General features: G+C 61.3%; 19 protein-coding genes. 10 read left to right on the forward strand and 9 right to left on the reverse strand.

Translation table 11 applies throughout. The features are described from left to right. The first annotated feature begins 23 nt into the window (after positions 1–23). Complete coding sequence (nagZ, locus tag KSS91_RS09225) at positions 24–1,034, forward strand: beta-N-acetylhexosaminidase (protein ID WP_217837684.1); 1,011 nt, start codon at positions 24–26, stop codon at positions 1,032–1,034. Positions 1,035–1,046: 12 nt separating this feature from the next. Further along, positions 1,047–1,784 carry an S-methyl-5'-thioinosine phosphorylase gene (locus KSS91_RS09230; RefSeq protein ID WP_217837685.1) on the forward strand — a complete coding sequence of 246 codons (738 nt, stop codon included), beginning with the start codon at positions 1,047–1,049 and terminating at the stop codon, positions 1,782–1,784. 140 nt (positions 1,785–1,924) lie between these two features. Here the strand turns inward: KSS91_RS09230 and KSS91_RS09235 are convergent, their stop codons facing one another. The 3 genes from KSS91_RS09235 to mfd are packed head-to-tail and all read right to left on the reverse strand — an operon-like array spanning position 1,925 to position 8,663. Then, on the reverse strand, positions 1,925–4,618 hold the full coding sequence (locus tag KSS91_RS09235) for a DEAD/DEAH box helicase (RefSeq protein WP_217837686.1): 2,694 nt from the start codon (positions 4,616–4,618) through the stop codon (positions 1,925–1,927). Positions 4,619–4,624: 6 nt separating this feature from the next. Further along, a complete protein-coding gene (locus KSS91_RS09240) occupies positions 4,625–5,203 on the reverse strand; it encodes a CsiV family protein (protein WP_015095948.1) in 579 nt (192 codons plus the stop codon). A gap of 10 nt (positions 5,204–5,213) precedes the next feature. Next, complete coding sequence (mfd, locus tag KSS91_RS09245; RefSeq protein WP_217837687.1) at positions 5,214–8,663, reverse strand: transcription-repair coupling factor; 3,450 nt, start codon at positions 8,661–8,663, stop codon at positions 5,214–5,216. 363 nt (positions 8,664–9,026) lie between these two features. Here mfd and KSS91_RS09250 point away from each other — a divergent pair, with 363 nt between their 5' ends. From KSS91_RS09250 to sthA, 3 genes are all read left to right on the forward strand, one after another. Next, on the forward strand, positions 9,027–10,490 hold the full coding sequence (locus tag KSS91_RS09250) for a glyceraldehyde-3-phosphate dehydrogenase (protein WP_015095946.1): 1,464 nt from the start codon (positions 9,027–9,029) through the stop codon (positions 10,488–10,490). A gap of 297 nt (positions 10,491–10,787) precedes the next feature. Continuing rightward, a complete protein-coding gene (locus KSS91_RS09255; RefSeq protein ID WP_217837688.1) occupies positions 10,788–11,825 on the forward strand; it encodes an FAD:protein FMN transferase in 1,038 nt (345 codons plus the stop codon). A 207-nt stretch (positions 11,826–12,032) separates the two neighbouring features. After that, on the forward strand, positions 12,033–13,427 hold the full coding sequence (gene sthA, locus KSS91_RS09260) for a Si-specific NAD(P)(+) transhydrogenase (protein ID WP_007972111.1): 1,395 nt from the start codon (positions 12,033–12,035) through the stop codon (positions 13,425–13,427). 42 nt (positions 13,428–13,469) lie between these two features. On the opposite strand, the gene KSS91_RS09265 is transcribed toward sthA, so the two are convergent. Further along, positions 13,470–14,192 carry a glycerophosphodiester phosphodiesterase gene (locus KSS91_RS09265; protein WP_007972110.1) on the reverse strand — a complete coding sequence of 241 codons (723 nt, stop codon included), beginning with the start codon at positions 14,190–14,192 and terminating at the stop codon, positions 13,470–13,472. A gap of 14 nt (positions 14,193–14,206) precedes the next feature. Further along, positions 14,207–14,788 carry a PilZ domain-containing protein gene (locus KSS91_RS09270; RefSeq protein WP_015095943.1) on the reverse strand — a complete coding sequence of 194 codons (582 nt, stop codon included), beginning with the start codon at positions 14,786–14,788 and terminating at the stop codon, positions 14,207–14,209. 94 nt (positions 14,789–14,882) lie between these two features. On the opposite strand from KSS91_RS09270, the gene KSS91_RS09275 reads away from it, so the two are divergent. From KSS91_RS09275 to KSS91_RS09285, 3 genes are all read left to right on the forward strand, one after another. Beyond that, positions 14,883–16,133 (forward strand): lipoprotein-releasing ABC transporter permease subunit, encoded by a 1,251-nt coding sequence (locus KSS91_RS09275; protein WP_217837689.1) that lies wholly within the window; start codon positions 14,883–14,885, stop codon positions 16,131–16,133. A gap of 7 nt (positions 16,134–16,140) precedes the next feature. Further along, on the forward strand, positions 16,141–16,824 hold the full coding sequence (gene lolD, locus KSS91_RS09280) for a lipoprotein-releasing ABC transporter ATP-binding protein LolD (RefSeq protein ID WP_217837690.1): 684 nt from the start codon (positions 16,141–16,143) through the stop codon (positions 16,822–16,824). Positions 16,825–16,887: 63 nt separating this feature from the next. After that, positions 16,888–18,132 carry a lipoprotein-releasing ABC transporter permease subunit gene (locus tag KSS91_RS09285; RefSeq protein WP_102675103.1) on the forward strand — a complete coding sequence of 415 codons (1,245 nt, stop codon included), beginning with the start codon at positions 16,888–16,890 and terminating at the stop codon, positions 18,130–18,132. 97 nt (positions 18,133–18,229) lie between these two features. Here KSS91_RS09285 and KSS91_RS09290 read toward each other — a convergent pair whose 3' ends face one another. Further along, positions 18,230–19,579, reverse strand: coding sequence for a heavy metal sensor histidine kinase (locus tag KSS91_RS09290; RefSeq protein WP_217837691.1), 1,350 nt, complete (start codon positions 19,577–19,579; stop codon positions 18,230–18,232). Next, positions 19,579–20,259, reverse strand: coding sequence for a heavy metal response regulator transcription factor (locus KSS91_RS09295; protein WP_015095939.1), 681 nt, complete (start codon positions 20,257–20,259; stop codon positions 19,579–19,581). The genes KSS91_RS09290 and KSS91_RS09295 overlap by 1 nt, the downstream gene beginning before the upstream one ends. A gap of 155 nt (positions 20,260–20,414) precedes the next feature. Between KSS91_RS09295 and copI the strand changes: the two genes are divergently transcribed. After that, entirely contained in the window at positions 20,415–20,933 is a 519-nt protein-coding gene (gene copI / locus KSS91_RS09300) for a copper-resistant cuproprotein CopI (RefSeq protein ID WP_217837692.1), read from the forward strand. Between the two features lie 61 nt (positions 20,934–20,994). Continuing rightward, positions 20,995–21,825, forward strand: coding sequence for an NADPH-dependent 7-cyano-7-deazaguanine reductase QueF (gene queF, locus KSS91_RS09305; RefSeq protein ID WP_217837693.1), 831 nt, complete (start codon positions 20,995–20,997; stop codon positions 21,823–21,825). Between the two features lie 169 nt (positions 21,826–21,994). Here queF and KSS91_RS09310 read toward each other — a convergent pair whose 3' ends face one another. Continuing rightward, positions 21,995–22,258: a DUF4404 family protein gene (locus KSS91_RS09310; RefSeq protein WP_217837694.1), complete on the reverse strand. Its 264-nt coding sequence runs from the start codon at positions 22,256–22,258 to the stop codon at positions 21,995–21,997. A 109-nt stretch (positions 22,259–22,367) separates the two neighbouring features. After that, positions 22,368–22,988 (reverse strand): HAD superfamily inactivated hydrolase PcrP, encoded by a 621-nt coding sequence (pcrP, locus tag KSS91_RS09315; RefSeq protein ID WP_217837695.1) that lies wholly within the window; start codon positions 22,986–22,988, stop codon positions 22,368–22,370. Positions 22,989–23,106: the final 118 nt, after the last annotated feature.

Raw genomic sequence — 23,106 nt, forward strand, 5'->3', positions numbered from 1 at the left:
TTTTCTGTTATCAAGGAATTTTTATGACTGCTGGCTTGCAAGGCTCGTTGATGGTGGACGTCGCCGGTACCTGGCTGACGGCTGAAGATCGCCAATTGTTGCGCCAGCCCGAAGTGGGCGGCCTGATCATTTTTGCCCGTAACATTGAGCATCCGCGTCAAGTGCGCGAGCTGAGTGCAGCGATTCGCGCCATTCGCCCCGATCTGCTGTTGGCGGTGGATCAAGAGGGCGGCCGCGTGCAGCGCCTGCGCCAGGGTTTCGTGCGCCTGCCCGCCATGCGCGCCATTGCCGACAACCCGAACGCCGAATACCTGGCCGAGCAGTGCGGCTGGATCATGGCGACCGAAGTGCTGGCCGTTGGCCTGGACCTGAGCTTCGCCCCGGTGCTCGACCTCGATTACCAGCGCAGCGCCGTTGTCGGCACCCGTTCGTTCGAAGGTGATCCCGAGCGCGCTGCCTTGCTCGCGGGTGCATTCATCCGTGGCATGAACAGCGCCGGGATGGCCGCTACCGGCAAGCATTTCCCGGGTCACGGCTGGGCCGAGGCTGATTCCCACGTCGCGATCCCGAATGATGAGCGCAGTCTCGATGAGATCCGCGCCAACGACCTGGTGCCGTTTGCCAAATTGAGCAAGCAACTGGCCGCGATGATGCCGGCCCACGTTATTTATCCACAGGTCGATTCCCAGCCCGCAGGTTTCTCCCGTCGCTGGTTGCAGGACATCCTGCGCGGCGAGTTGCAGTTCGATGGCGTGATCTTCAGCGATGACCTGTCCATGGCTGGCGCCCACGTGGTAGGCGATGCCGCCAGCCGTATCGAAGCGGCGCTGACGGCCGGTTGCGACATGGGCCTGGTGTGCAACGATCGCGCTGCCGCCGAATTGGCCCTGAGCGCTGCGCAACGCCTGAAGGTCAAGCCTTCCGAGCGCATTGCGCGGATGCGCGGCCAGTCGTTTGCCAGCACCGAATACCGTCAAGACCCGCGCTGGCTGGCCGCTGTCGGCGCGCTCAAAGAAGCTCAATTGATTGATTAAGGACTGTTCGTTATGACGGTTTACGCGATTATCGGTGGCACTGGCCTGACTCAACTCGAAGGCCTGAGCATTCGCCAGTCACTGGCAGTGGACACGCCTTATGGTGCACCTTCGGCCGACGTGCAAATCGGCGAGTATGCCGGCAAGGAAGTGCTGTTCCTCGCGCGTCACGGCCATCCCCATCGTTTTCCGCCGCATCAGGTCAATTACCGCGCCAATCTCTGGGCGCTGAAGCAGGCAGGTGCCGAATCCATTCTGGCGGTCAATGCCGTGGGCGGCATCCATGCGGCCATGGGCACCGGGCATTTCTGCGTGCCGCATCAGTTGATCGACTACACCAGTGGTCGCGAGCACACCTACTTTGCCGATGACCTGGAACACGTCACCCATATCGACTTCAGCTACCCCTATAGCGAGCCGTTGCGCCAGCAATTGATCGCGGCGCTGGCGGCGGAAGGTGTGGGCTACAGCAGTCATGGCGTGTATGCCTGCACTCAAGGGCCGCGCCTGGAGACGGTGGCTGAAATCGCCCGGCTGGAGCGTGATGGTTGCGACATCGTCGGCATGACCGGTATGCCGGAAGCGGCCCTGGCCCGCGAGCTGGAACTGGATTACGCCTGTCTGGCGCTGGTGGTGAACCCGGCGGCGGGCAAGTCGACGGCGGTGATCACCATGGCCGAGATCGAGCAGGCGTTGCATGACGGCATGGGCAAGGTGAAATCGACGTTGGCGCGGGTGCTCAAGGGCTGAGCTCCGCTTGATATCGAGTTGACTTCATCGCGAGCAAGCTCGCTCCCACAGGTTTAGTGGCGTTCGTAGAGTTTGTGTTCGACGCGGTCACTGTGGGAGCTGGCTTGCCAGCGAAGGGGCCGGTTCAAGCGCCGCAAATCTCAGCGCTTTCCGAGATTTTCCGGCAACGGCGCAAACAGCGCCTCGATATCATCATTCTGCAGTTTCCAGTCTCCGGCCTTGCGCCCATCCAGCACGCCGGCCGCGAGTTCGGATTTTTCCTTCTGCAGGTGCTGGATCTTCTCTTCCACCGTGCCGCGCGCAATCAGTTTGTAAACGAACACGGGCTTCTCCTGGCCAATGCGATACGCCCGGTCGGTCGCCTGGTTTTCAGTCGCCGGGTTCCACCACGGGTCGTAATGAATCACCGTGTCCGCTTCAGTCAGGTTCAGGCCAACGCCACCAGCCTTCAGGCTGATCAGAAATATCTGACGCTTGCCACTCTGGAATTCCTTCACCGGAGTGCGGCGGTCGCGGGTCTGGCCGGTCAGCAGGGCGTAGGCGATTCCACGCTTGTTCAGCTCATCCTCAATCAGCGACAACATTGAAGTGAACTGCGAGAACAGCAGGATCCGCCGACCTTCTTCGAACAATTCCTCGAGCATTTCCATCAGGCTGTCGAGTTTGCCTGAGGTGCTGCCACGGCTTGGCAGGGTCGCCTCGTTGACCAGGCGCAAATCGCAGCACACCTGACGCAGTTTCAGCAGCGCTTCGAGAATGATGATCTGGCTGCGGGCTACGCCTTTGCGGGTGATCTCGTCGCGGACTTTCTTGTCCATGGCCAGGCGCATGGTTTCGTAAACGTCACGCTGGGCCTCGTTGAGTTCGACCCAGTGGATGATCTCGGTTTTCGGCGGCAACTCGGTGGCCACCTGTTCCTTGGTGCGGCGCAGCAGGAAGGGCTTGATCCGGCCGTTGAGGTGCTGAAGCCGGACCTCGCTGGTGCGTTTTTCAATCGGTACGCGGTAATCGCGGTTGAAGCTTTTGACGTCACCGAGCCAGCCGGGCAAGAGGAAGTGAAACAGTGACCAGAGTTCGCCGAGATGGTTTTCCAGTGGCGTGCCGCTCAGGCACAGGCGCTGCCGGGCATTGAGCTCGCGGGCAGCCTGGGCGGCCTTGCTGGTCGGATTCTTGATGTACTGCGCTTCATCCAGCACCAGTATGTGCAAGGGCTGCGCCGCCAGACGCTCGACATCCTTGGGCAGCAGCGCATAGGTGGTCAGGATCAGGTCGTAGTCAGCCAGCTTGTCGAAGTGTTTTTTGCGGCTGGCACCGTACAGCGCCAGTACCTTGAGCTGCGGCGTAAAGTGCGCTGCTTCGTCGAGCCAGTTGGGAATCAGGCTGGTCGGCATCACCACCATGCACGGCCGATCGAGACGGCCGGCGTTTTTCTCGCTCAGCACGTGCGCCAGTGTCTGCAGGGTTTTGCCCAGGCCCATGTCGTCGGCGAGAATGCCACCCACTTCCAGCTGTCGCAGCGATTGCATCCAGCTCAAGCCCTCAAGCTGATACGGGCGCAGGGTCGCATTCAAGCCTTGCGGGGCGGCGGCCGTGTGGTCCTTGATGTCACGCAGGCGCTGGGCAAAGGTGCGGATCTGTTCGCCGCCCTCCCAGAGCAGTGGCATGTCTTCCAGTGGGTTCAGGCGCGTGGCATCGGCCTTGCTCAGGCGCAGCGTGGTGTCGCCGGGTTCCTGCAGGTAGAACTCGCCGAGGGTGGCCAGCACCGGTTTCAGGCGGCCGAAGGGCAGGGCGACTTGCAGCGGGCCGTGCTCGGAGTTCGGGCGATGGGGGATGTTGACCAGGATCAACTCGTCGTCGCGGCGTCGGGCAAGGCGCTCCGGGTTGAGGATTTCGGTGTGGGAGCGCATCAGGTTGAGCAGGATCGGCAGCAGGCTCAAGCGCTCGCCGTTGACGATGATCCCCAGTTCCAGGTCGAACCAGTCGCGCTCCGGAGCCTGTTCGACTGTGGCGTACCAGTCATCTACCGCCGTCAGGTCGAACCCGAAGTCCTCGTCGATCTGCAATTCCCAGCCCTGGGTGCGCAACTTCGGCAGTTCATTGAGGGTAAAGGTCAGCCAGGCGCTGTCATTGACCATTTCGAACAGCTCGCCGGCACTTTCCGGCAAGGCCTTGCTTTGCCGGGTAGCGACTTTGAAGCCGAGGATTCGCAACTGTTCCCGGTAGGACTGTTCCACTTCCGGGTGGCGTTTTATCCGCAGCGTCTGGGTTTCCTGGCGAATCAGGATATCGGTGTTTTTCTGTCCGGAGACGTACTCGTCCAGATAGCTGAAGGACAGCGCCGCGCGATGCTGGATGTAACGCTGCATCCGGCCGTTGCGCGGTTCGAAGGCGCTGAACTCGATGCTGGCCAGCCACAGGCGCGGAACCGGCTGCACATTGTCCACCAGCACTTGCGGCGGGGCTTTCGGGCTGCGGTTTTCCAGGACGGCCTGGAGTTTTTCCAGGAGTTCGGCGTCTTTGGCGGCAGCGGGGTAGTCGAGGGTTTCCTGCACTTGCAGGAGCACCGCTGCGCAATGTTTGCAGTTGTTGTGGACCGGGCAGGAGCAGATGGCGTCGACCATCAGCAGCGTGCCTTTGGCTGACTCGCGCAGGCGAATGGTCTGACGGTAAACGTTACCGCCCGAGCCTTCGCAGGCGGCGACGATGGTTGCGTCGCCGGCCTCGACGATCCTGACACGATTCTCCAGCGCGTAACGGCGACCACGCTCCAGGCTCTGCTCCTTGAATCGGCTGACCCAGGATGGTGCCAGGGGTTTGCTCAGGGTCGCGGACATAGGGAATCAGTCCGGAATTTCTTCGGGAGCTGCTCGGGGTGCGGGGGCGGTCAGCGAAGTGATCTTGATCAGCAGGCCGAGGTGGCCGTTGTCGAGGAAGTTCAACTGGCCGTTCTTGGTGTGGCTTTCCTGTTTCAAGCGCTCGCTGGCAGTCACCATGCCATTGGCATCGATCTGATTGACCCAGAAGTCGGCGTCGACGTCGGTAAAACGTCCCAGTTTCATGCTCAGTGTGCCCTCGATCGGGAACTGACCATATTGTTCCTTGCCGTCGCTGATCGCCACTTTGCTGGCGTTTTCGCCGAGCGTCTGTTGCCAGGCCTTGTGCAGCAATACCGTGTAGTCGGCGCTGCTGGTGAGTTTTTCCACCTCGCCATTGAGGCTTGGCGTACGCAGGCTGTCGGGGCTGACGGGTTGGGCGCCAGCAGCCCAGTCTTCCGGTGCGGCGCGGCTGACAATCGCCGGCACGGCGTTTTGCCGGACCAGAATCATTTCGACCTGATACAGGTCATCGGCAGATGCCGTGGGGGCGGCCAGCGCTGGCATCAAAAGGGTCAGCAGGGTCAGTGAGCGGAACAGGCGCATGCGGCGTCCTTCAAGCAGTTTTCGGAACGAGGCGCTCGAACAGCGCCTCTACAGTATTAAAGCGCTCTTCCGGGCGCTCCATCGGAACCATGAACTTGAACATCGTGGCCCCTTCGAATTTATAGCGTTTTGGCTGGCTCTGGATCAGCTTGATCAGGGTCAGCGGGTCGACCGGCGTCTGCGCAGCGAACTCGACGCGTCCGCCTTGCGGGCCGCCGTCGACTTTCTTGATGCCCAGTTGCTCGGCCTGCAACTTCAATGCAGTGATGCGGATCAGGTTCTTGGTCGGTTCCGGCAACAGGCCGAATCGATCGATCATCTCCACCTGCAAATCCTTGAGGCCGTCCTCATCGGTGGCCGAGGCAATGCGCTTGTAGAGAATCAGGCGGGCGTGGACATCCGGCAGGTAGTCTTCCGGAATCAGTGCCGGCACTCGCAGGTTGACTTCAGGCCCACCGCCGAGCGGTTGATCGAGGTTCGGCTGCTCGCCCTTGCGGATCGACTTCACCGCGCGCTCGAGCATTTCCATGTACAGCGTAAAGCCGACCGCCTGGATCTGCCCGCTCTGACCGTCACCGAGCAGTTCGCCGGCACCACGGATTTCCAGGTCGTTGGTGGCGAGCACGAAGCCCGCGCCGAGGTCCTGGGTGTTGGCGATCGCTTCCAGGCGCTTTTCCGCGTCCGGCGTGATTTGCTGGCGCGGTGGCGTCAGCAGGTAGGCGTAGGCCTGGTGGTGACTGCGTCCGACCCGGCCGCGCAGCTGGTGCAACTGGGCCAGGCCGAACTTGTCGGCACGCTCGATGATGATGGTGTTGGCGCTCGGTACGTCGATGCCGGTCTCGATGATGGTCGAGGCGATCAGCACGTTGAAGCGCTTGTGGTAGAAGTCGCTCATTACCTGCTCGAGTTCGCGTTCGCGCATCTGCCCGTGACCGATGCCGATCCGTGCTTCCGGTACCAGCTCGGCGAGGTCGGCGGCGCATTTCTCGATGGTCTTCACGTCGTTGTGCAGGTAATAGACCTGGCCGCCACGCAGCAGCTCACGCAGCAAGGCCTCTTTGACCGTGCTCTTGTTCTGCTCCATGACGAAGGTGCGTACCGACAGGCGGCGGGCCGGCGGGGTGGCGATGATCGACAGGTCGCGCATGCCCGACACCGCCATGTTCAGCGTGCGCGGAATCGGCGTGGCGGTCAGGGTGAGGATGTCGACTTCGCTGCGCAGGGCCTTGAGCTGTTCTTTCTGGCGCACGCCGAAACGGTGTTCCTCGTCGATGATCACCAGGCCCAGGTTTTTGATCTTCACGTCGTCCTGCAGCAGCTTGTGCGTGCCGATGACGATGTCGATCTTGCCTTCGGCCAGATCGGCTACGGCGGCATTCACTTCCTTGGCCGACTTGAAGCGGCTCATCACTTCCACGGTCACCGGCCAGTCGGCGAAGCGGTCGCGGAAACTGTTGTAATGCTGCTGGGCGAGCAGGGTAGTCGGCACCAGGATCGCCACTTGCTTGCCGCCATGCACCGCGATGAACGCGGCGCGCATCGCCACTTCAGTCTTGCCGAAGCCGACGTCGCCGCACACCAGGCGATCCATTGGCTTGGGCGCGAGCATGTCTTCGCGAACCGCTTCGATGGTGGTTTGCTGGTCCGGGGTTTCTTCGAACGGGAAACCGGCGCTGAAGGTGGCGTAGTCGGCTTTCGGGTCGGCGAAGGCGTAGCCTTCACGGGCGGCGCGGCGTGCATAGATGTCGAGCAACTCGGCGGCCACGTCGCGCACCTGTTCGGCGGCTTTGCGCTTGGCTTTCTGCCAGGTCTCGGAACCGAGGCGGTGCAGCGGGGCCAGGGCGTCATCGCTGCCGGTGTAGCGGGCGATCAGGTGCAGGTTGGCCACCGGCACGTAGAGCTTGGCGCCTTCGGCATATTCCAGGGCAAGGAATTCGGCGGTCTGGTTGTCGATTTCCAGGGTTGCCAGGCCCAGGTAACGGCCGACACCATGGTCGATGTGCACCACCGGCGCCCCTTCGCGCAGCTCGGTGAGGTTCTTGATGACGGCGTCGTTGTTGGCATCGGCGCGCTTTTCGCGGCGACGGCGCTGCATCACGCGCTGGCCGAACAACGGGCTTTCGGCGACCAGGGCCAGGGCTGGGTCGTCCAGCACCAGGCCTTCATCCAGCGGCGCGATGGTGATCGCCAGGCGGTCTTTGCCAGCGACGAAGTCCGGCCAGCTGTCGACGGTTTTCGGTCGCAGCTTCAGACGCTCCAGCAGCTCCAGCAGCACCTCGCGGCGGCCTGCGGATTCTGCGGTGAACAGCACGCGACCGGGGAACTGGTCGAGGAAGTCCGCCAATGCCGCCAACGGCTGGGTAGCCTTGGCTTCGATGGCCAGGTTCGGCAACTCGCGAGCCGGGAAGCGCTCGCGACCGCCACCACTTTCCACATCCTGTTGACTGGCCACCACGCGCGGCCAGTTCTTCAGGCGTGCGAAGCAGTCTTCCACCGGCAGGAACAGTTCGGCAGGCGGCAATAAAGGACGGGACGGGTCGACACGGCGTTCTTCATAGCGATTGCGCACGTCGTTCCAGAAGTTTTCCGCGGCTTGCTCGATGCCCGGCAGGGAAAACACTTGCGTGTCCTGGGGCAGGTAATCGAACAGCGTCGAGGTTTCCTCGAAGAACAGCGGCAGGTAGTACTCGATGCCGGCCGGGGTAATCCCGCTGCTCAAATCCTGGAAAATCGGGCAACGGCGGAAGTCGACGTCAAAACGCTCACGGAAGCGCGCCTTGAAACGGGTGACCGCTTCTTTCTGCAGCGGGAACTCCCTGGCCGGCAACAGCTTGACCGAGTCGACTTTGTCGATCGAACGCTGGTTCTCCGGGTCGAAGGTGCGCAGGGTTTCGATTTCGTCGTCGAACAGGTCGATGCGATACGGCAACTTGCTGCCCATCGGGAACAGATCGATCAGCGAGCCGCGAACGGTGAACTCGCCGTGTTCATACACCGTATCGACGTAGCGATAACCCGTGGCTTCAAGCCGGGCGCGCATTTGCTCGACGTCGAGTTTCTGGCCGATGTCCAGCACCAGGCTGCTGCCGAGCAGGAATTTGGTCGGTGCCAGGCGATGCAGGGCGGTCGTGATCGGCACCACCAGTACGCCATGACTCAGCTCCGGCAACCGGTACAGGCTGGCGATGCGCTGGGAAATGATGTCCTGGTGCGGCGAGAACAGGTCGTAGGGCAGGGTTTCCCAGTCGGGAAAGTGCAGTACGGGCAAATCCGGGGCGAAGAAACCCAGCTCCTGTTCCAGCCGTTCGGCACTTTGGCTGTCGGCGGTCAGCAGCAGGGTAAAGCGCTTGGCAGCGCTGGCGGCCTCGGCAATGGCCAGGCTCAGGGCGGCACCGGGCAGGTTGCCCCAGTGCTGTTTACCTGCCGCGGCAGGGAGAAGCGGTAGACGCAGAACGGGCACGGAAGGTTGAGCTCCAAGCGTTGCGACAAAGTCGGTAATTGTAGCGGTCCAGGATGCCGCCTGTCAGTTGCTGACTGCGTCTAAAGCACGGGTTTGGCGAAATGTAGTGGTAAAGACAAAATTCGCGGGTTTTTTACCCGAAATTATTGAATATGTAGTGGCAAATACAACGAGTGTTACGGAGGGTTACGGATAAGGTAGCGCGACCTCCAAAAAATTGACTGCGCTGAAAGCCCCGGTTTTATTGGGTTTGCGCGAGGCGCAATTTTTTTGAACGACGAATTGTTACGTAAAGCACGACGGGCGCGCATTGCTACCGCTGTCACTCGGCGGCATAATGTAGCCCCTTTTTTCTGCCCCTACATGTGGAAGGTTCCCGTGACTCAGAAGCCCGACCAGTGTCTTGGTGAATGGATCGACCGTGAAGCACTCGCAGAAGCGATGATTCCGCTTATCGGTCAGCTCTACCGCAATAACAACGTGGTGAGCTCGATCTATGGCCGCAGCCTGATCAATCGTTCAGTCATTGCGATTCTCAAAGCTCACCGCTTTGCTCGTCACCGTCAGTCCGACGAAAGCGAGCTGTCCGTCCACGAAACATTCCCGCTGATCAAGGCAATGAGCGAACTCAAGCTCGGCGCCGCCTCGGTGGACCTGGGCAAGCTGGCGGCCAAATTCAAGGCCGAAGGCAATGGCCGCACTGCAGAGCAGTTCGTCCGTGAAGAACTGGCCGACGTGGTTGGCCAGCAAAACGCATCGGCCCGCAAAGGCACCGACGTTGTCCTCTACGGCTTCGGTCGTATCGGCCGTCTGCTGGCGCGCATCCTGATCGAGAAAACCGGTGGCGGCGACGGCCTGCGCCTGCGTGCCATCGTTGTCCGCAAGGGCGCCGAGAACGACCTGGTCAAGCGCGCCAGCCTGCTGCGTCGTGACTCGGTGCATGGTCCGTTCGATGGCACCATCACCATCGATGAAGCCAACAACACCATCACCGCCAACGGCAACCTGATCCAGGTTATCTACGCCAAGAGCCCGACCGAAGTCGACTACACCCAGTACGGCATCGAAAACGCTCTGATCGTCGACAACACCGGTGTATGGCGTGACGCCGACGGCCTGGGCCAGCACCTGGCCTGCCCGGGCGCTGCCCGTGTGATCCTCACCGCACCTGGCAAGGGCGCGCTGAAGAACATCGTGCACGGCATCAACCACGGCGACATCACCCCTGACGACAAGATCATCTCGGCGGCTTCCTGCACCACCAACGCCATCGTGCCGGTGCTCAAGGCAGTCAACGACAAGTACGGCATCGTCAATGGCCACGTCGAAACCGTTCACTCGTTCACCAACGACCAGAACCTGATCGACAACTTCCACAAGGGCAGCCGTCGTGGCCGCGCCGCGCCGCTGAACATGGTTATCACCGAGACCGGTGCCGCCACCGCGGCCGCCAAGGCGCTGCCAGTGCTCAAGGGCAAGCTGACCGGCAACGCGATTCGCGTTCCTACGCCGAACGTGTCGATGGCCATCCTGAACCTGAACCTGGAAAAGGCCACCACTCGCGAAGAGATCAACGAGTACCTGCGCCAGATGGCCATGCACTCGGATCTGCACAAGCAGATCGACTACGTGAGCTCCCAGGAAGTGGTTTCCACCGACTTCGTTGGCTCGCGCCACGCAGGCGTAGTGGACGCTGAAGCGACCATCACCCAGGATAACCGCGTTGTGCTGTACGTTTGGTACGACAACGAGTTCGGTTATAGCTGCCAGGTGGTTCGCGTGATGGAAGACATGGCCGGTGTAAACCCGCCAGCATTCCCGCGCTAAGCCTTAGCCGCACATGAAAACGCCCCGGCCTTGGTCGGGGCGTTTTTGTTTGTGCTGCTTTTGGCTGTTGATGGGTGTGTTGTTCGGCCTGGCCACTTCGCAGGCAAGCCCGCGCCCACAGGGATTGTGGCCGGCCGTGGGATTGGCGGTCACTGAAGATCAAAATTGTGGGAGCGGGCTTGCTCGCGAAAGCGGTGGATCAGTCGACATCTCTGTTGAGTGTGCCAGCCTCTTCGCGAGCAAGCCCGCTCCCACAGTTCTATCGCATAATGGCTGGCCTTGGCGGCGTGTCAGGGGATGTATTGGGGAGCTCGGGAATTGTTGATCAGGTGGCAGGGGGTGGCATGTTTGCTACTCGGCGCACTATCAGGCTGTGGCAACAACGACGCCCTCGAAAGCTTCGGCGGCCCGACCATGGGCAGCACTTATTCGATCAAGTACGTACGCCATGCCGGCCTTCCGGCACCTGGCGAAGTCCGTGTCCAGGTCGAGCAAATCCTCGCTGACGTGGACCTGCAAATGTCGACCTACCGCAGCGACTCGGACATCGAGCGCTTCAACGCGTTGCCGGCCAACCGCTGTCAGGCAATGCCGGCGTCGATCCTCGAGTTGGTCCGCGTGGGCGAGCAACTGTCCGTGCAAAGCGAGGGTTCCTACGACCTCACGGTGGAGCCGTTGCTGAACCTCTGGGGATTTGGTCCGCAGGCACGGGAGGAGAAGGTCCCGGTCGCCGAAGCGCTCGCTGAAGCCCGCCAGCGCGTCGGCCACCAGCACTTGCGCATCGATGGCGACAATTTGTGCAAGGACGCCGCCGTCGAGGTCGATTTCAACAGCATCGCCGCCGGTTATGCGGTGGACACGATTGCCGCAAAACTCGAGGCGTTGGGCATCCACGACTACCTCGCCGAGGCGACAGGCGAGCTCAAGGCGGCCGGCAGGAAACCCGACGGTTCGCCATGGCGCATTGCACTGGAAGAGCCGCGGGATGATCGGCAGGTGGCCGAGCGCGTCATTGTGGTCGACGGTTATGGCCTTTCAACTTCCGGCGACTACCGGAATTATTTCGCGCAGGGCGGCCAGCGTTTTTCCCACACCTTCGATGCCCGCACCGGTGCGCCGGTCTCACACGCTCTGGCGTCCGTCACGGTCATTCATCCTTCAGCGTTGATGGCCGATGGCTTATCGACGCTGTTGCTGATTCTCGGCCCGGAACGCGGTTGGGACTACGCGGAAAAACACGATATCGGCGCATTTTTTGTGATTCGTGCCGATACAGGTTTCGTCACACGCAGCAGTCACGCTTTTGAGCGCCTCAGTGGCAAGAAAACCGAGTGATTGTGGCGATTTGAGCATTGAAAACTGGCGTTGTAGTGCAGGCAAAAGTAGCCTACGACGCGACCAAGGGTTAATGTGCCCGGCGTTGACGCTTCTATAGACTGTGTCCGGGTTCTGCACTGGCCCCAAATTGTTCCTTCATGCCACAGATTGGCGTGATTTAGCCGCAGGTGCCGAGGGTGCCGCGGCCTGTTCTGAGGAGTACGCATGGCTGTCTACAACTACGACGTGGTGGTGTTGGGTTCCGGCCCGGCGGGGGAAGGCGCGGCAATGAACGCCGCCAAGGCAGGGCGCAAGGTGGCGATGGTCGATAGCCGTCGCCAGGTCGGCGGCAACTGCACTCACTTGGGCACCATCCCTTCCAAGGCACTACGTCACTCGGTGCGGCAGATCATGCAGTTCAACACCAACCCGATGTTCCGGGCCATTGGTGAGCCGCGCTGGTTCTCGTTCCCGGACGTGTTGAAAAGCGCCGAGAAAGTCATCTCCAAGCAAGTCGCTTCGCGTACCGGCTACTACGCCCGCAACCGCGTCGACGTGTTCTTCGGCACCGGCAGTTTCGCCGACGAGCAAACCATCGAAGTGGTATGCGCCAACGGCGTGGTCGAGAAACTGGTGGCCAAGCACATCATCATCGCCACCGGTTCGCGTCCGTATCGCCCGGCGGACATCGATTTCCACCACCCGCGTATCTACGATAGCGACACCATCCTGAGCCTCGGCCACACCCCGCGCAAACTCATCGTTTACGGCGCAGGCGTGATCGGTTGCGAATACGCCTCGATCTTCAGCGGGCTGGGTGTGTTGGTCGAACTGGTGGACAACCGTGGTCAGTTGCTGAGCTTCCTGGACTCGGAAATTTCCCAGGCCCTGAGCTATCACTTCAGCAACAACAACATCACCGTTCGCCACAACGAAGAGTATGACCGCGTCGAAGGCGTGGACAATGGCGTGATCCTGCACCTCAAGTCCGGAAAGAAGATCAAGGCCGACGCCTTGCTCTGGTGCAACGGCCGTACCGGCAACACCGATCAGTTGGGTCTGGAAAACATCGGCGTGAAGGTCAACAGCCGTGGCCAGATCGAAGTCGACGAGGCGTATCGCACCTGCGTGCCGAACATCTATGGCGCCGGTGACGTGATCGGCTGGCCGAGCCTGGCCAGTGCCGCCCACGACCAGGGTCGCTCGGCCGCCGGCAGCATCGTTGATAACGGCAGCTGGCGTTTCGTGAATGACGTGCCGACCGGCATCTACACCATTCCGGAGATCAGTTCGATCGGCAAGAACGAGCAGGAACTGACCCAGGCCAAGGTGCCGTACGAAGTCGGCAAGGCGTTCTTCAAGAGCATGGCGCGGGCGCAGATTGCCGGCGAGCCGCAAGGCATGCTGAAGATTCTGTTCCATCGTGAAACCCTGGAAGTGCTGGGCGTTCACTGCTTCGGTTATCAGGCATCGGAGATCGTGCACATCGGTCAGGCGATCATGAACCAGCCGGGCGAACAGAACACGCTGAAGTATTTCGTCAACACCACGTTCAACTACCCGACCATGGCCGAAGCCTATCGGGTCGCGGCGTACGACGGCCTCAACCGGCTTTTTTGAGCGGCTCCGGCCGGTGGCCTGAGCCGGCCGGGGAGACCGATTTCAGCAATTCTCGAGCGTGGCGGTGGCCAAACCGGGAAAGTCTGTAATCAGGCTGTCAACGCCGAAGTCGGCGAGTCTGCGCATCAGCGCTGGCTCGTTGACGGTCCACACCGACACATGCAACCCCTGACGCTGCGCCTTTTGCAGGCGTTCCGGCGTACACAGGGTCCAGTTCAGCGCCAGAATCTCACAGCCATAACTGGCCGCGACCTTCAGCGGGTCGAGCCAGGCGTATTCCGCCACCAGTCCGCGGGACACGTCCGGCACCAGTTCCAGCGCAGCCTTGAGCACTTCACGGGAGCTCGAGGTGATGGTCACCTTGTCCATCAGGCCATGACGCTGGACCATTTCGCGAATCGCCAGCACGGTGGTCGCGGCACGCATCCGTGATGCGCTTTTGACTTCCAGCTGCCAGTGATCGAAGTCGCACTTCTCGAACAGTTCTTCCAGCGTCGGAATCGGGCACGGCTTGATCCAGCCCGGGCCACCCTTGCGCGCGTCATAGGTCACAAGCTCTGCCGCCGTGTGTTCGACGACCTTGCCGCGACGGTCCGTGGTGCGCTTGAGGGTCGGGTCGTGGATGACCATCAACTCGCCGTCCCTGGACAGGTGCAGGTCCAGTTCGCAGCGGCGCACGCCGTGCTTGAGACATTCCTGAAAGCTGGTCAGGGTGTTTTCCGGTGCTTCGCCCTTGGCGCCGCGATGGCCGTAGATGAGGGTCACGGTTCTTCCTTAAATTAATTGCCTGATTCGAGTTGTTCGCGGGCCAGGCGTCGTACCTGGGCCTGCTTCTGCAAGATGTGGCGGGCTAACAGTTGGCGCTGGGCGTCGGTCAGGTGTTCGAACTCGGTGCCAACGTCATAGCCATCGCCCTTGCGGTCGCAATGGGTGACGCGGGCGCGCAGCAGCAGGCCCAGGGCTTGAGGCATCAACACCAGCTTGACCGACAGGTGTGCGCCGGCGGCAATGGGCGATGGATGCTGAAAGTCGATGCCGCCTTCGGAGATGATCACCGGCTGTGGTTCGCCGATCTGCCCGAGCACGGTGATGGCGATCACCTGGCTCAGCAGATCGATGCGTTTGTTCTGTGATTTCAAGAATGCCGCAATGTTGCGGTCGCGCTCATTGATCTGGCGCAACAGGTGCTGCGACTCGAATTCACTGAGGTGCAGTTCGCTGAGCAGGTTGAAGAGGGGGGAAGCATCCTGCAACACTTCCTGGTCTGCGGCTTCAGAAGCGGACAGGGGCCGAATTTCCAGTGCGATCGTATCCTCGATACGGTAGTATTCGCGGCGATCTTCTTCATCTAATGTCGACATGGCGAACCCATGGTAGCGGCGGTGGTCTGAGTGTAAAGCTGGTTATCGACCCCCGCCACAAGGACGTTCCTTTTCCCTCCGAACAAGCCCCGACATGTTCAGACCTCTCTTCGTATTTATTGGCACGCGTTACACCCGTGCAAAGCGTCGCAATCATTTTGTGTCATTCATTTCCCTGACTTCGATGATCGGGCTCGCCCTTGGCGTGGTCGTGATGATCGTGGTGCTATCGGTGATGAACGGCTTCGATCATGAGATGCGCACCCGCGTGCTGGGCATGGTGCCCCACGCGACCATCGAGTCCGGCGAAGCGATCAGCGATTGGCAAAGCCTGGCCGCCAAAGTCAGGCAGAACCCGCAAGTGACGGCCGTGGCGCCGTTTACGCAAATGCAGGGGTTGCTGACCAATAACGGCAAGGTCTCGAAGGTCCTGCTCAATGCCATCGACCCGGCGCAAGAGCGCCAGGTGTCGATCATCGATCACTTCATGACCCAGGGCAAACTCGACGACCTGGTGCCGGGCGAGTTCGGCATCGTTATCGGCGACAAGGCCGCGGCCAAGCTCGGTGCGGCAATCGGCGACAAGCTGACTTTCGTCGCGCCGGAGGTCACCGTGACCCCGGCCGGGATGTTCCCGCGCATGAAGCGCTTTACCGTGGTCGGCATTTTCCATGTCGGCGCCGGTGAGCTCGATGGCTACCTGGGCGTCACCAACCTGCAGGACCTGGCCCGGCTGCATCGCTGGAAACCGGATCAGGTCCAGGGCCTGCGCCTGAAGTTCGACGACCTGTTCCAGGCGCCGCGCACCGCGTGGAGCATCGCCCGCGACCTCGGCGAAGACCGCTTCTACGCCCGCGACTGGACCCGCACCCACGGCAACCTGTACCAGGCGATCCGCATGGAAAAAGCCATGATCGGCCTGTTGCTGCTGCTGATCGTTGCCGTCGCGGCGTTCAACATCATTTCCACACTGGTGATGGTGGTGAACGACAAGAAGGGTGACATCGCGATCCTGCGCACACTGGGCGCCACGCCGGGCACGATCATGCGCACCTTCATGGTGCAGGGCACGGTGATCGGCGTGGTCGGTACCGCGATCGGCGCCGTGGTCGGGATCTTCGCCGCGCTGAATGTCAGTGCCGCGATCTCGGCCCTCGAAGGCCTGATCGGCCACAAATTCCTCAACGCCGACGTGTACTTCATCGATTACCTGCCGTCGCAAGTGCAGAGCCAGGACGTTGTCATGGTCTGCGCCGCCGCGTTGATCCTGAGTTTCCTCGCCACCCTGTATCCAGCCTGGCGTGCCGCGCGCACCCAGCCTGCGGAGGCGCTACGTTATGAGTGAGTCGGGCATGAGTGATAAAGCAATCTTGAGCTGCCGCAACCTGGGCAAATCCTACGAGGAAGGTCCGGAGTCGGTAGAGGTTCTGGCCGGGCTGCAACTGGAAATGCATCCGGGCGAGCGTGTGGCGATTGTCGGCAAGTCGGGCTCGGGCAAAAGCACCTTGCTCAACCTGTTGGGCGGCCTCGATACGCCGACCAAGGGGAGCGTGTGGCTCGATGGCGAAGAACTGTCGGCGCTGAGCGAGAAGAAGCGCGGCCTGCTGCGTAACCGAGCCCTGGGCTTCGTGTACCAGTTCCACCACCTGCTGCCGGAATTCACGGCGCTGGAAAACGTCTGCATGCCGCTGCTGATCGGCAAGACCGCGATCCCCGAAGCGCGCCAGCGTGCCACGGCGTTGCTGGAACGGGTAGGGCTGGGCCACCGGCTGGAACACAAACCGGCCGAATTGTCTGGTGGTGAGCGTCAGCGCGTGGCCATCGCCCGCGCCCTGGTCAACACACCGGGCCTGGTGATGCTCGACGAGCCGACCGGCAACCTCGACTCCCACACCGCCCAGGGCATTCAGGACTTGATGCTGGAACTCAGCACCTCGATGCGCACGGCGTTCCTGGTGGTGACCCACGACATGAACCTGGCCCGCCAGATGGACCGCGTCCTGCACCTGCAGGAAGGTTGCCTCACGCCCATCTGATTGGCTGCAACCCGATGCCCGGAAAGGCATCGGGTCTTTAATATTTATACGGTGCCCCAGCGAATGTTCAGACCGTTATCGATCTTTATCGGCACGCGCTATACCCGCGCCAAGCGTCGTAATCGCTTTGTTTCCTTCATCTCGATGACCTCGATGATCGGCCTCGCCCTGGGCGTGCTCGCCATGATCGTGGTGTTGTCGGTGATGAACGGCTTCCAGCGCGAAATGAGCTCGCGCATCCTCGGCATGGTGCCGCATGCCACCATCGTCGGTGTCAACCCGATTGACGACTGGAGGCCCGTGGCAGCGGCCGCCATGAAAAACCCGGAAGTGACGGCGGCGGTGCCGTTCACCGAGATGGAAGGCATGCTGTCCTACAAGGGCACGATGCAGCCCATCCAGGTCAGCGGTGTCGACCCGGCGCTGGAAGGCCAGGTGTCGATCGTCGCCAAGCACATCGTCCAGGGCAGTCTCGAAGCCCTGAAGCCGGGCGAATTCGGCGTGGTGATCGGCGAGATCACGGCCCGGCGCTTCCGCTTGAACGTCGGCGACAGGATCACCCTCATCGTGCCGGAAGTCAGCAATGCGCCGGGCGGCATTACCCCGCGCATGCAACGGCTGAATGTGGTCGGCGTGTTCAAGGTCGGTGCCGAGCTCGATGGCACCATGGCCCTGATCCACATGGCCGATGCCGCGCAGATGCAGCACTGGGAGCCGGATCAGGTGCAGAGCGTGCGCCTGGCGGTGAAGGACCTGTACGCCGCACCGCAAGTGTCGAGCGACATCGCCACGGGGCTGGGTGCCGCCTACAAGGCTGACGACTGGACCCACACCCAGGGCAGCCTGTTCAGTGCGATGAAGATGGAAAAAACCATGATCGGCCTGCTCTTGCTGATGATCGTCGCGGTGGCGGCGTTCAACATCATCGCGACCCTGATCATGGTGGTGAACGACAAGGGCGCGGACATCGCGATCCTGCGCACCATCGGTGCCACGCCGCGACAGATCATGGCGATCTTCATGGTGCAGGGCACGGTGATCGGTATTGTCGGCACCCTGATTGGCGGTGTGTTGGGCGTGATTGCCGCGCTGAACGTCAGCCAGATCGTGGGCTGGATCGAGCGGGTCAGCGGGCAGCACATCTTCAGTTCCGACGTGTATTTCGTCAGCAACCTGCCGTCCGAGCTGCAAGGCGGCGATGTGGTGCTGATCTGCTCGGCAGGGTTTGTCTTGAGCTTCCTCGCCACCGTTTACCCGGCGTGGCGTGCGGCGAAGATCGAACCGGCTCACGCATTGCGCTATTCGTAAGCCGTTACACCGCTTTCGCGAGCAAGCCCGCTCCCACATTGGAATGCGTCCCCCTGTGGGAGCGGGCTTGCTCGCGAAGAGGTCGGAACTGCCGGCCTCAATCCCCCCTTGGCAACTCGATCACAAACCGCGTCCATCCATTCTCCGATTCGCAACGAATCTGCCCGCCGTGGGCGCGAATGATTGACTGCGTAATCGCCAACCCCAACCCCGCATGTTCACTGCTGCCTTCGCGACGTGCAGGATCGGCCCGATAAAACCGGTCAAACAGGCGTGGCAATAGATCTTCGGAAATCTGTTGGCCCGTATTTTCAACGGTCAGGCACAATTCTTTCGGCTGCTCGACAATCCGCACCCGAACCTCGCCCTCAATCGGTGTAAACCGCAACGCATTGTCCAGCAAATTGGAAAGCGCCCGACGCAACATGCTGCGATCACCTTCCATGCGCGCATTACCGTCACGGCTCAACTTCACCTGAGCGTCCTCTGCCAGCGGCGCAAAAAACTCCAGCAGCAGATCCGCTTCGTGTCCCAGCTCCAAGGGCTCGCGTTTGGGCATCAACAGGCCATGGTCAGCCTTGGCCAGATACAGCATGTCGTTGACCAGTTGCGCCATCCACTGCAGTTCTTCGAGGTTGCTGTGCAGGGCTTCGCGGTAGTCCTCGATGGGGCGGGGGCGGGTGAGGGTGACCTGGGTGTGGGTCAGCAGGTTCGACAATGGGGTGCGCAGTTCATGGGCAATGTCGGCAGAGAACGCGGACAGGCGCTGAAAAGAGTCGTCGAGGCGTCCGAGCATGGCATTGAAGTTGTGGGCCATTTCCGCCAGTTCCGGTGGCATGTTTTCTTCAGGCAACCGCATGTTCAGCGATTGCGCGGAAACACCGCTGGCGACCGCACTGATGCGCCGCAACGGGCGCAAGCCGCTGCGCGCCGCCCATGCCCCCAGCAGTGCGGTGGCCAGGGCTGACAGGCCGACGGTCAGCCAGATCAGATGCTGCATGCGTTGCAGAAAGTGCTGGTGGTGGGTGATGTCCAGCATCAGGGTCAGTTGCGGTGAATCGGGTTTGTTCGCATCAAGCGGCGCATTCAGCACGCGGTAATCCATGCCTTCATGGCTCACCGTCGACAATCCGGGCTGGCGCGGCAACAGCAGCGGAAGGTTTGTCGAGCTGTCATACCAGCGCTGACCGTCGCTGCCGGTGATACGCAGTGACAGATCAGCCTGTCGGCTCAGTTCCTCCGTCAGCTTCACTTCGCTGTTACTCGATTGAAAGTCGTGCAGGGCCCGACGCAGGCCCGTCAGCTTGGCGCCCAGCAATTGCTGGTCGAGCTCAACAAAGTGCGCCTCACTGGCGCGGCTGAACAGCACCCCGGCGAACAGCGATACCACGGCGGTGCAGGCGGCAAACAACAGCGCCAGGCGGCTGCTCAAGGAGAGACGGCGCATCAGGCAGGGCGCTCTTCAAGCACGTAACCCATGCCGCGCACGGTGTGGATCAGCTTGTTGGGGAACTCATCATCGATCTTCAGGCGCAGTCGGCGGATCGCCACCTCGATGACATTGGTGTCGCTGTCGAAATTCATGTCCCAGACCTGGGACGCAATCAGCGACTTGGGCAGGACTTCGCCCTGACGGCGCAGGAGCATTTCCAGCAGGGCGAACTCCTTGGCGGTCAGGTCGATCCGCTGGCCGCTGCGTTCGACCCGGCGACGGATCAGGTCCAGGCGCAAATCGGCCAGTTGCAGGCTGGTCTCCTGAGGCGTGGCGCTACCGCGACGCAACAGACTGCGGACCCGGGCCAGCAGTTCGGAGAACGCAAACGGCTTGACCAGATAGTCGTCGGCGCCCAGTTCGAGGCCGTGAACCCTGTCCTCCACGGCGTCGCGCGCTGTCAGAAAAAGTACCGGCGTGTCCAGGCCGGCGCCGCGCACGGCTTGCAGAATCTGCCAGCCATCGCGACCGGGCAGCATCACATCGAGAATCAGCAGGGCATACTCGCCGCTGAGGGCCAGTTGCTGGCCGGTGCTGCCGTCGGCCACCAGTTCCGTGTTGAACCCGGCCTCGGCCAGACCCTGACGCAGGTAGTGGCCGGTCTTCGGTTGGTCTTCGACAATCAGCAGTTTCATGGGCGACTCATGGCAAGTGGAACGAACGCTTTATACCGTGGGCAGCGTTCATACAGGTCAACCTGACAAAGTTGTAATCTGGCTGTCAGGTTGTGGGCAGTGGCAGCAGTTTAGAGTTTTCCTCATGCTGAGCCTTATCTTGTTGGAGTATGACGATGTTTTTACGCAAATCCCTGGCGCAAATCCTGTGTTTGCTGGCGCTGAGCTCACCGGTGTGGGCGGACGGCGGGCATGCCTACGATTTCGGCCAGCCGGCCCCGGCGGCCAAGGCGACCCGCAGTGTCGAAGTGGTCATGGGGGACATGTCCTTCGCGCCGAAGGCCATCGACATCAAGGCCGGGGAAACCGTGCGCTTCGTGCTGCTCAATACAGGCCGGTTGCTGCATGAGTTCAACCTGGGGGATGCGGCGATGCACGCCAGGCACCAGCAGGAAATGTTGCAGATGCAACAGAGCGGCATGAAGGCCATGGACCACGGCAAAATGGCCGGCATGGATCACGGCAAAATGGATCACGGCATGAAGCATGACGACCCCAACAGCGTGCTGGTGGAGCCGGGCAAGACCGCCGAGCTGACCTGGGCCTTCAACAAGGCCACCAACCTTGAGTTTGCCTGCAACATCCCCGGTCATTACCAGGCCGGCATGGTCGGCAAACTGACTGTCAGTCAGTAAGCACTCAAAGGCGGGAGCAAAGGCTGATAGAATCCGCTGATTCTTCAGTCAGGTTTCCGCCATGCATCCCGCAGCCGAACACTCGCCGCTGGGCAAGTCCAGCGAATACATCGCCACCTACACGCCGTCCCTGCTGTTCCCGATCCCGCGCACCGCGAAGTGGGCGGAGCTGGGCCTGACGGCTGAAACCCTGCCGTATAAAGGCGTGGACTTCTGGAACTGCTTCGAACTGTCCTGGCTGCTGCCTTCGGGCAAGCCGGTGGTGGCGATCGGCGAATTCAGCATTCCGGCGGATTCGCCGAACATCATCGAGTCGAAATCGTTCAAGCTCTACCTCAACTCCCTGAACCAGACGCCGTTTACCGACACCGCGAGCCTCGAGGCGACGCTGACCAAGGACTTGTCGGCGGCTGCCGGCAAGCCGGTGGGGGTGCGCATTCGCAGTCTCAAGGATGTCGAGCGCGAAGGCGTCGTGGCCTTGCCGGGCGTGTGCATCGACGAACTGGATATCAGCGTCAGCAACTACGAGCATCCACGGCCGGAACTGCTGCGTTGCGATGATTCGCGCATCGTCGAGGAGAGCGTGCACAGCCATTTGCTCAAGTCCAACTGCCCGGTCACCAGCCAGCCGGACTGGGGCAGCGTGGCAGTGGAGTACCGGGGTGCGGCGCTGGATCACGCGAGTCTGCTCGAGTACATCGTCAGCTTCCGTCAGCATTCGGACTTCCATGAGCAGTGCGTGGAGCGGATCTTCCTCGACCTGCAGCGGTTGTTGAAACCGGAGAAACTGACGGTGTACGCGCGTTATGTGCGTCGTGGCGGGCTGGATATCAACCCGTATCGCAGCACTGAAGAGGTGCAGTTGCCGAACCATCGCCTGGTCCGCCAGTAACGCTTTAATGTGGGAGCGGGCTTGCTCGCGAAGGCTGCTTCACATTCAACGATGATGTTGACTGACCCACCGCTTTCGCGAGCAAGCCTGCTCCCTCAGGGGATTGCGTTCAGATCATGGAAATTAAAAAACCCCGCCATCGCCAGCGGGGTTTTTGCATCAGGAGGGTTCAGATCCCCATGTTGGCCAAGGCCTGCCCGATGTTGCGCAGGGTGCCGGCAAGGGTAGGGTGTTCGAGTTCGAAGCGTTCGACGGCGAGGTTGACGTTGTCGGCGATACTGGAATCCTGGGTCTTGGTTTCGAGCTCAAGCTCAAGTTCGATCTGTTGCATCAGTGCGCGCAGATCTTCCCGTTCAATATCGGACAGTGGAGGATTCTGTTCCAATTGCTCGCGCAGGGTATTGAGCTGTTCTTGCAGTTCGCGGGCAGGCATGGCGTTCTTCCTTCTCTCGATTGGCACTGGCATAGACCGCAGCGGTCCGCCAAAGGTCTATGGCTGACCTTTAGATTAATCCACTCCTGTCTAACCTGCATGATCTCGATCAGGGCTTTTCGCCTTTGAACCGGCGCAACTGGATGTCTGCCAGGCAGGTGTCGAGTTCACCGAGGTGATCGATCACCGAATGCACACCCAGGCCGAACAGTTGCATCGTGGCCTTGCCGCGTTTGATGTCGCGCTCCTGCTGGGTCAACGCTTGCCATTGCCGGGGCGCCAACCCGCACAGCGAACCGCAGGACGCCAGGCCGATGGTCCACAGCCCGGCATTAAGGCCCGCTTGCAGCAGGCGGGGTTCACCGCTCACCAGTACACAGCCGTCGAGTCGGTCGACGTTCAGGCTCATCAAGGCTTGCCAGCAGGCATCCGGGGCAGGCCATGGGCTAATTGTTGCTGGATGTTGCGATGGTTTGATCCATTCCGGCAGCGCAGCCGCCAGGGACTGGCTCAGGTCCGGGGGCAGTTCATCAAGCCAGGCACAGGGAATTTGCTGGCGCTGCAAACTGAGCAGGCTGTCCAGTGCGCCGGGTGTGGACTCTGCGTGCTCGGCCGAGTGGCTGGCGTGGCGATGGGTGTGCGCGCCGAAATCCACAAGGCAGCCACTGAGGCCGAACAGTACGGCGGTCAGACGGGGTGCGGTTTGGGGCAAGGCTTCGGCGAGCGGCATATGGACGTCCCTGAAATAGCCTGAAGGCTAGCGGGCGACGGTGACAGTTGAGTGACATGGATGTGAATCGCTCACAGTTCGCACGATTCCTACGGCAAGATGCGTGCAAAGTGCCTTA

This window comes from Pseudomonas azerbaijanorientalis, from assembly GCF_019139795.1.
Lineage (GTDB): Bacteria > Pseudomonadota > Gammaproteobacteria > Pseudomonadales > Pseudomonadaceae > Aquipseudomonas > Aquipseudomonas laurylsulfatiphila.

What these genes read in the sequence shown, in the direction of transcription:
- KSS91_RS09230 (WP_217837685.1), top strand. Translation starts at nt 1,047, where the DNA reads ATGACGGTTTACGCGATTATCGGTGGCACTGGCCTGACTCAACTCGAA.
- KSS91_RS09240 (WP_015095948.1), bottom strand. Translation starts at nt 5,203, where the DNA reads ATGCGCCTGTTCCGCTCACTGACCCTGCTGACCCTTTTGATGCCAGCG.
- nagZ (WP_217837684.1), top strand. Translation starts at nt 24, where the DNA reads ATGACTGCTGGCTTGCAAGGCTCGTTGATGGTGGACGTCGCCGGTACC.
- KSS91_RS09275 (WP_217837689.1), top strand. Translation starts at nt 14,883, where the DNA reads ATGTTCAGACCTCTCTTCGTATTTATTGGCACGCGTTACACCCGTGCA.
- KSS91_RS09250 (WP_015095946.1), top strand. Translation starts at nt 9,027, where the DNA reads ATGTGGAAGGTTCCCGTGACTCAGAAGCCCGACCAGTGTCTTGGTGAA.
- KSS91_RS09270 (WP_015095943.1), bottom strand. Translation starts at nt 14,788, where the DNA reads ATGTCGACATTAGATGAAGAAGATCGCCGCGAATACTACCGTATCGAG.
- KSS91_RS09235 (WP_217837686.1), bottom strand. Translation starts at nt 4,618, where the DNA reads ATGTCCGCGACCCTGAGCAAACCCCTGGCACCATCCTGGGTCAGCCGA.
- KSS91_RS09310 (WP_217837694.1), bottom strand. Translation starts at nt 22,258, where the DNA reads ATGCCTGCCCGCGAACTGCAAGAACAGCTCAATACCCTGCGCGAGCAA.
- pcrP (WP_217837695.1), bottom strand. Translation starts at nt 22,988, where the DNA reads ATGCCGCTCGCCGAAGCCTTGCCCCAAACCGCACCCCGTCTGACCGCC.
- lolD (WP_217837690.1), top strand. Translation starts at nt 16,141, where the DNA reads ATGAGTGATAAAGCAATCTTGAGCTGCCGCAACCTGGGCAAATCCTAC.
- sthA (WP_007972111.1), top strand. Translation starts at nt 12,033, where the DNA reads ATGGCTGTCTACAACTACGACGTGGTGGTGTTGGGTTCCGGCCCGGCG.
- KSS91_RS09255 (WP_217837688.1), top strand. Translation starts at nt 10,788, where the DNA reads ATGTATTGGGGAGCTCGGGAATTGTTGATCAGGTGGCAGGGGGTGGCA.
- copI (WP_217837692.1), top strand. Translation starts at nt 20,415, where the DNA reads ATGTTTTTACGCAAATCCCTGGCGCAAATCCTGTGTTTGCTGGCGCTG.
- KSS91_RS09285 (WP_102675103.1), top strand. Translation starts at nt 16,888, where the DNA reads ATGTTCAGACCGTTATCGATCTTTATCGGCACGCGCTATACCCGCGCC.
- KSS91_RS09295 (WP_015095939.1), bottom strand. Translation starts at nt 20,259, where the DNA reads ATGAAACTGCTGATTGTCGAAGACCAACCGAAGACCGGCCACTACCTG.
- queF (WP_217837693.1), top strand. Translation starts at nt 20,995, where the DNA reads ATGCATCCCGCAGCCGAACACTCGCCGCTGGGCAAGTCCAGCGAATAC.
- KSS91_RS09290 (WP_217837691.1), bottom strand. Translation starts at nt 19,579, where the DNA reads ATGCGCCGTCTCTCCTTGAGCAGCCGCCTGGCGCTGTTGTTTGCCGCC.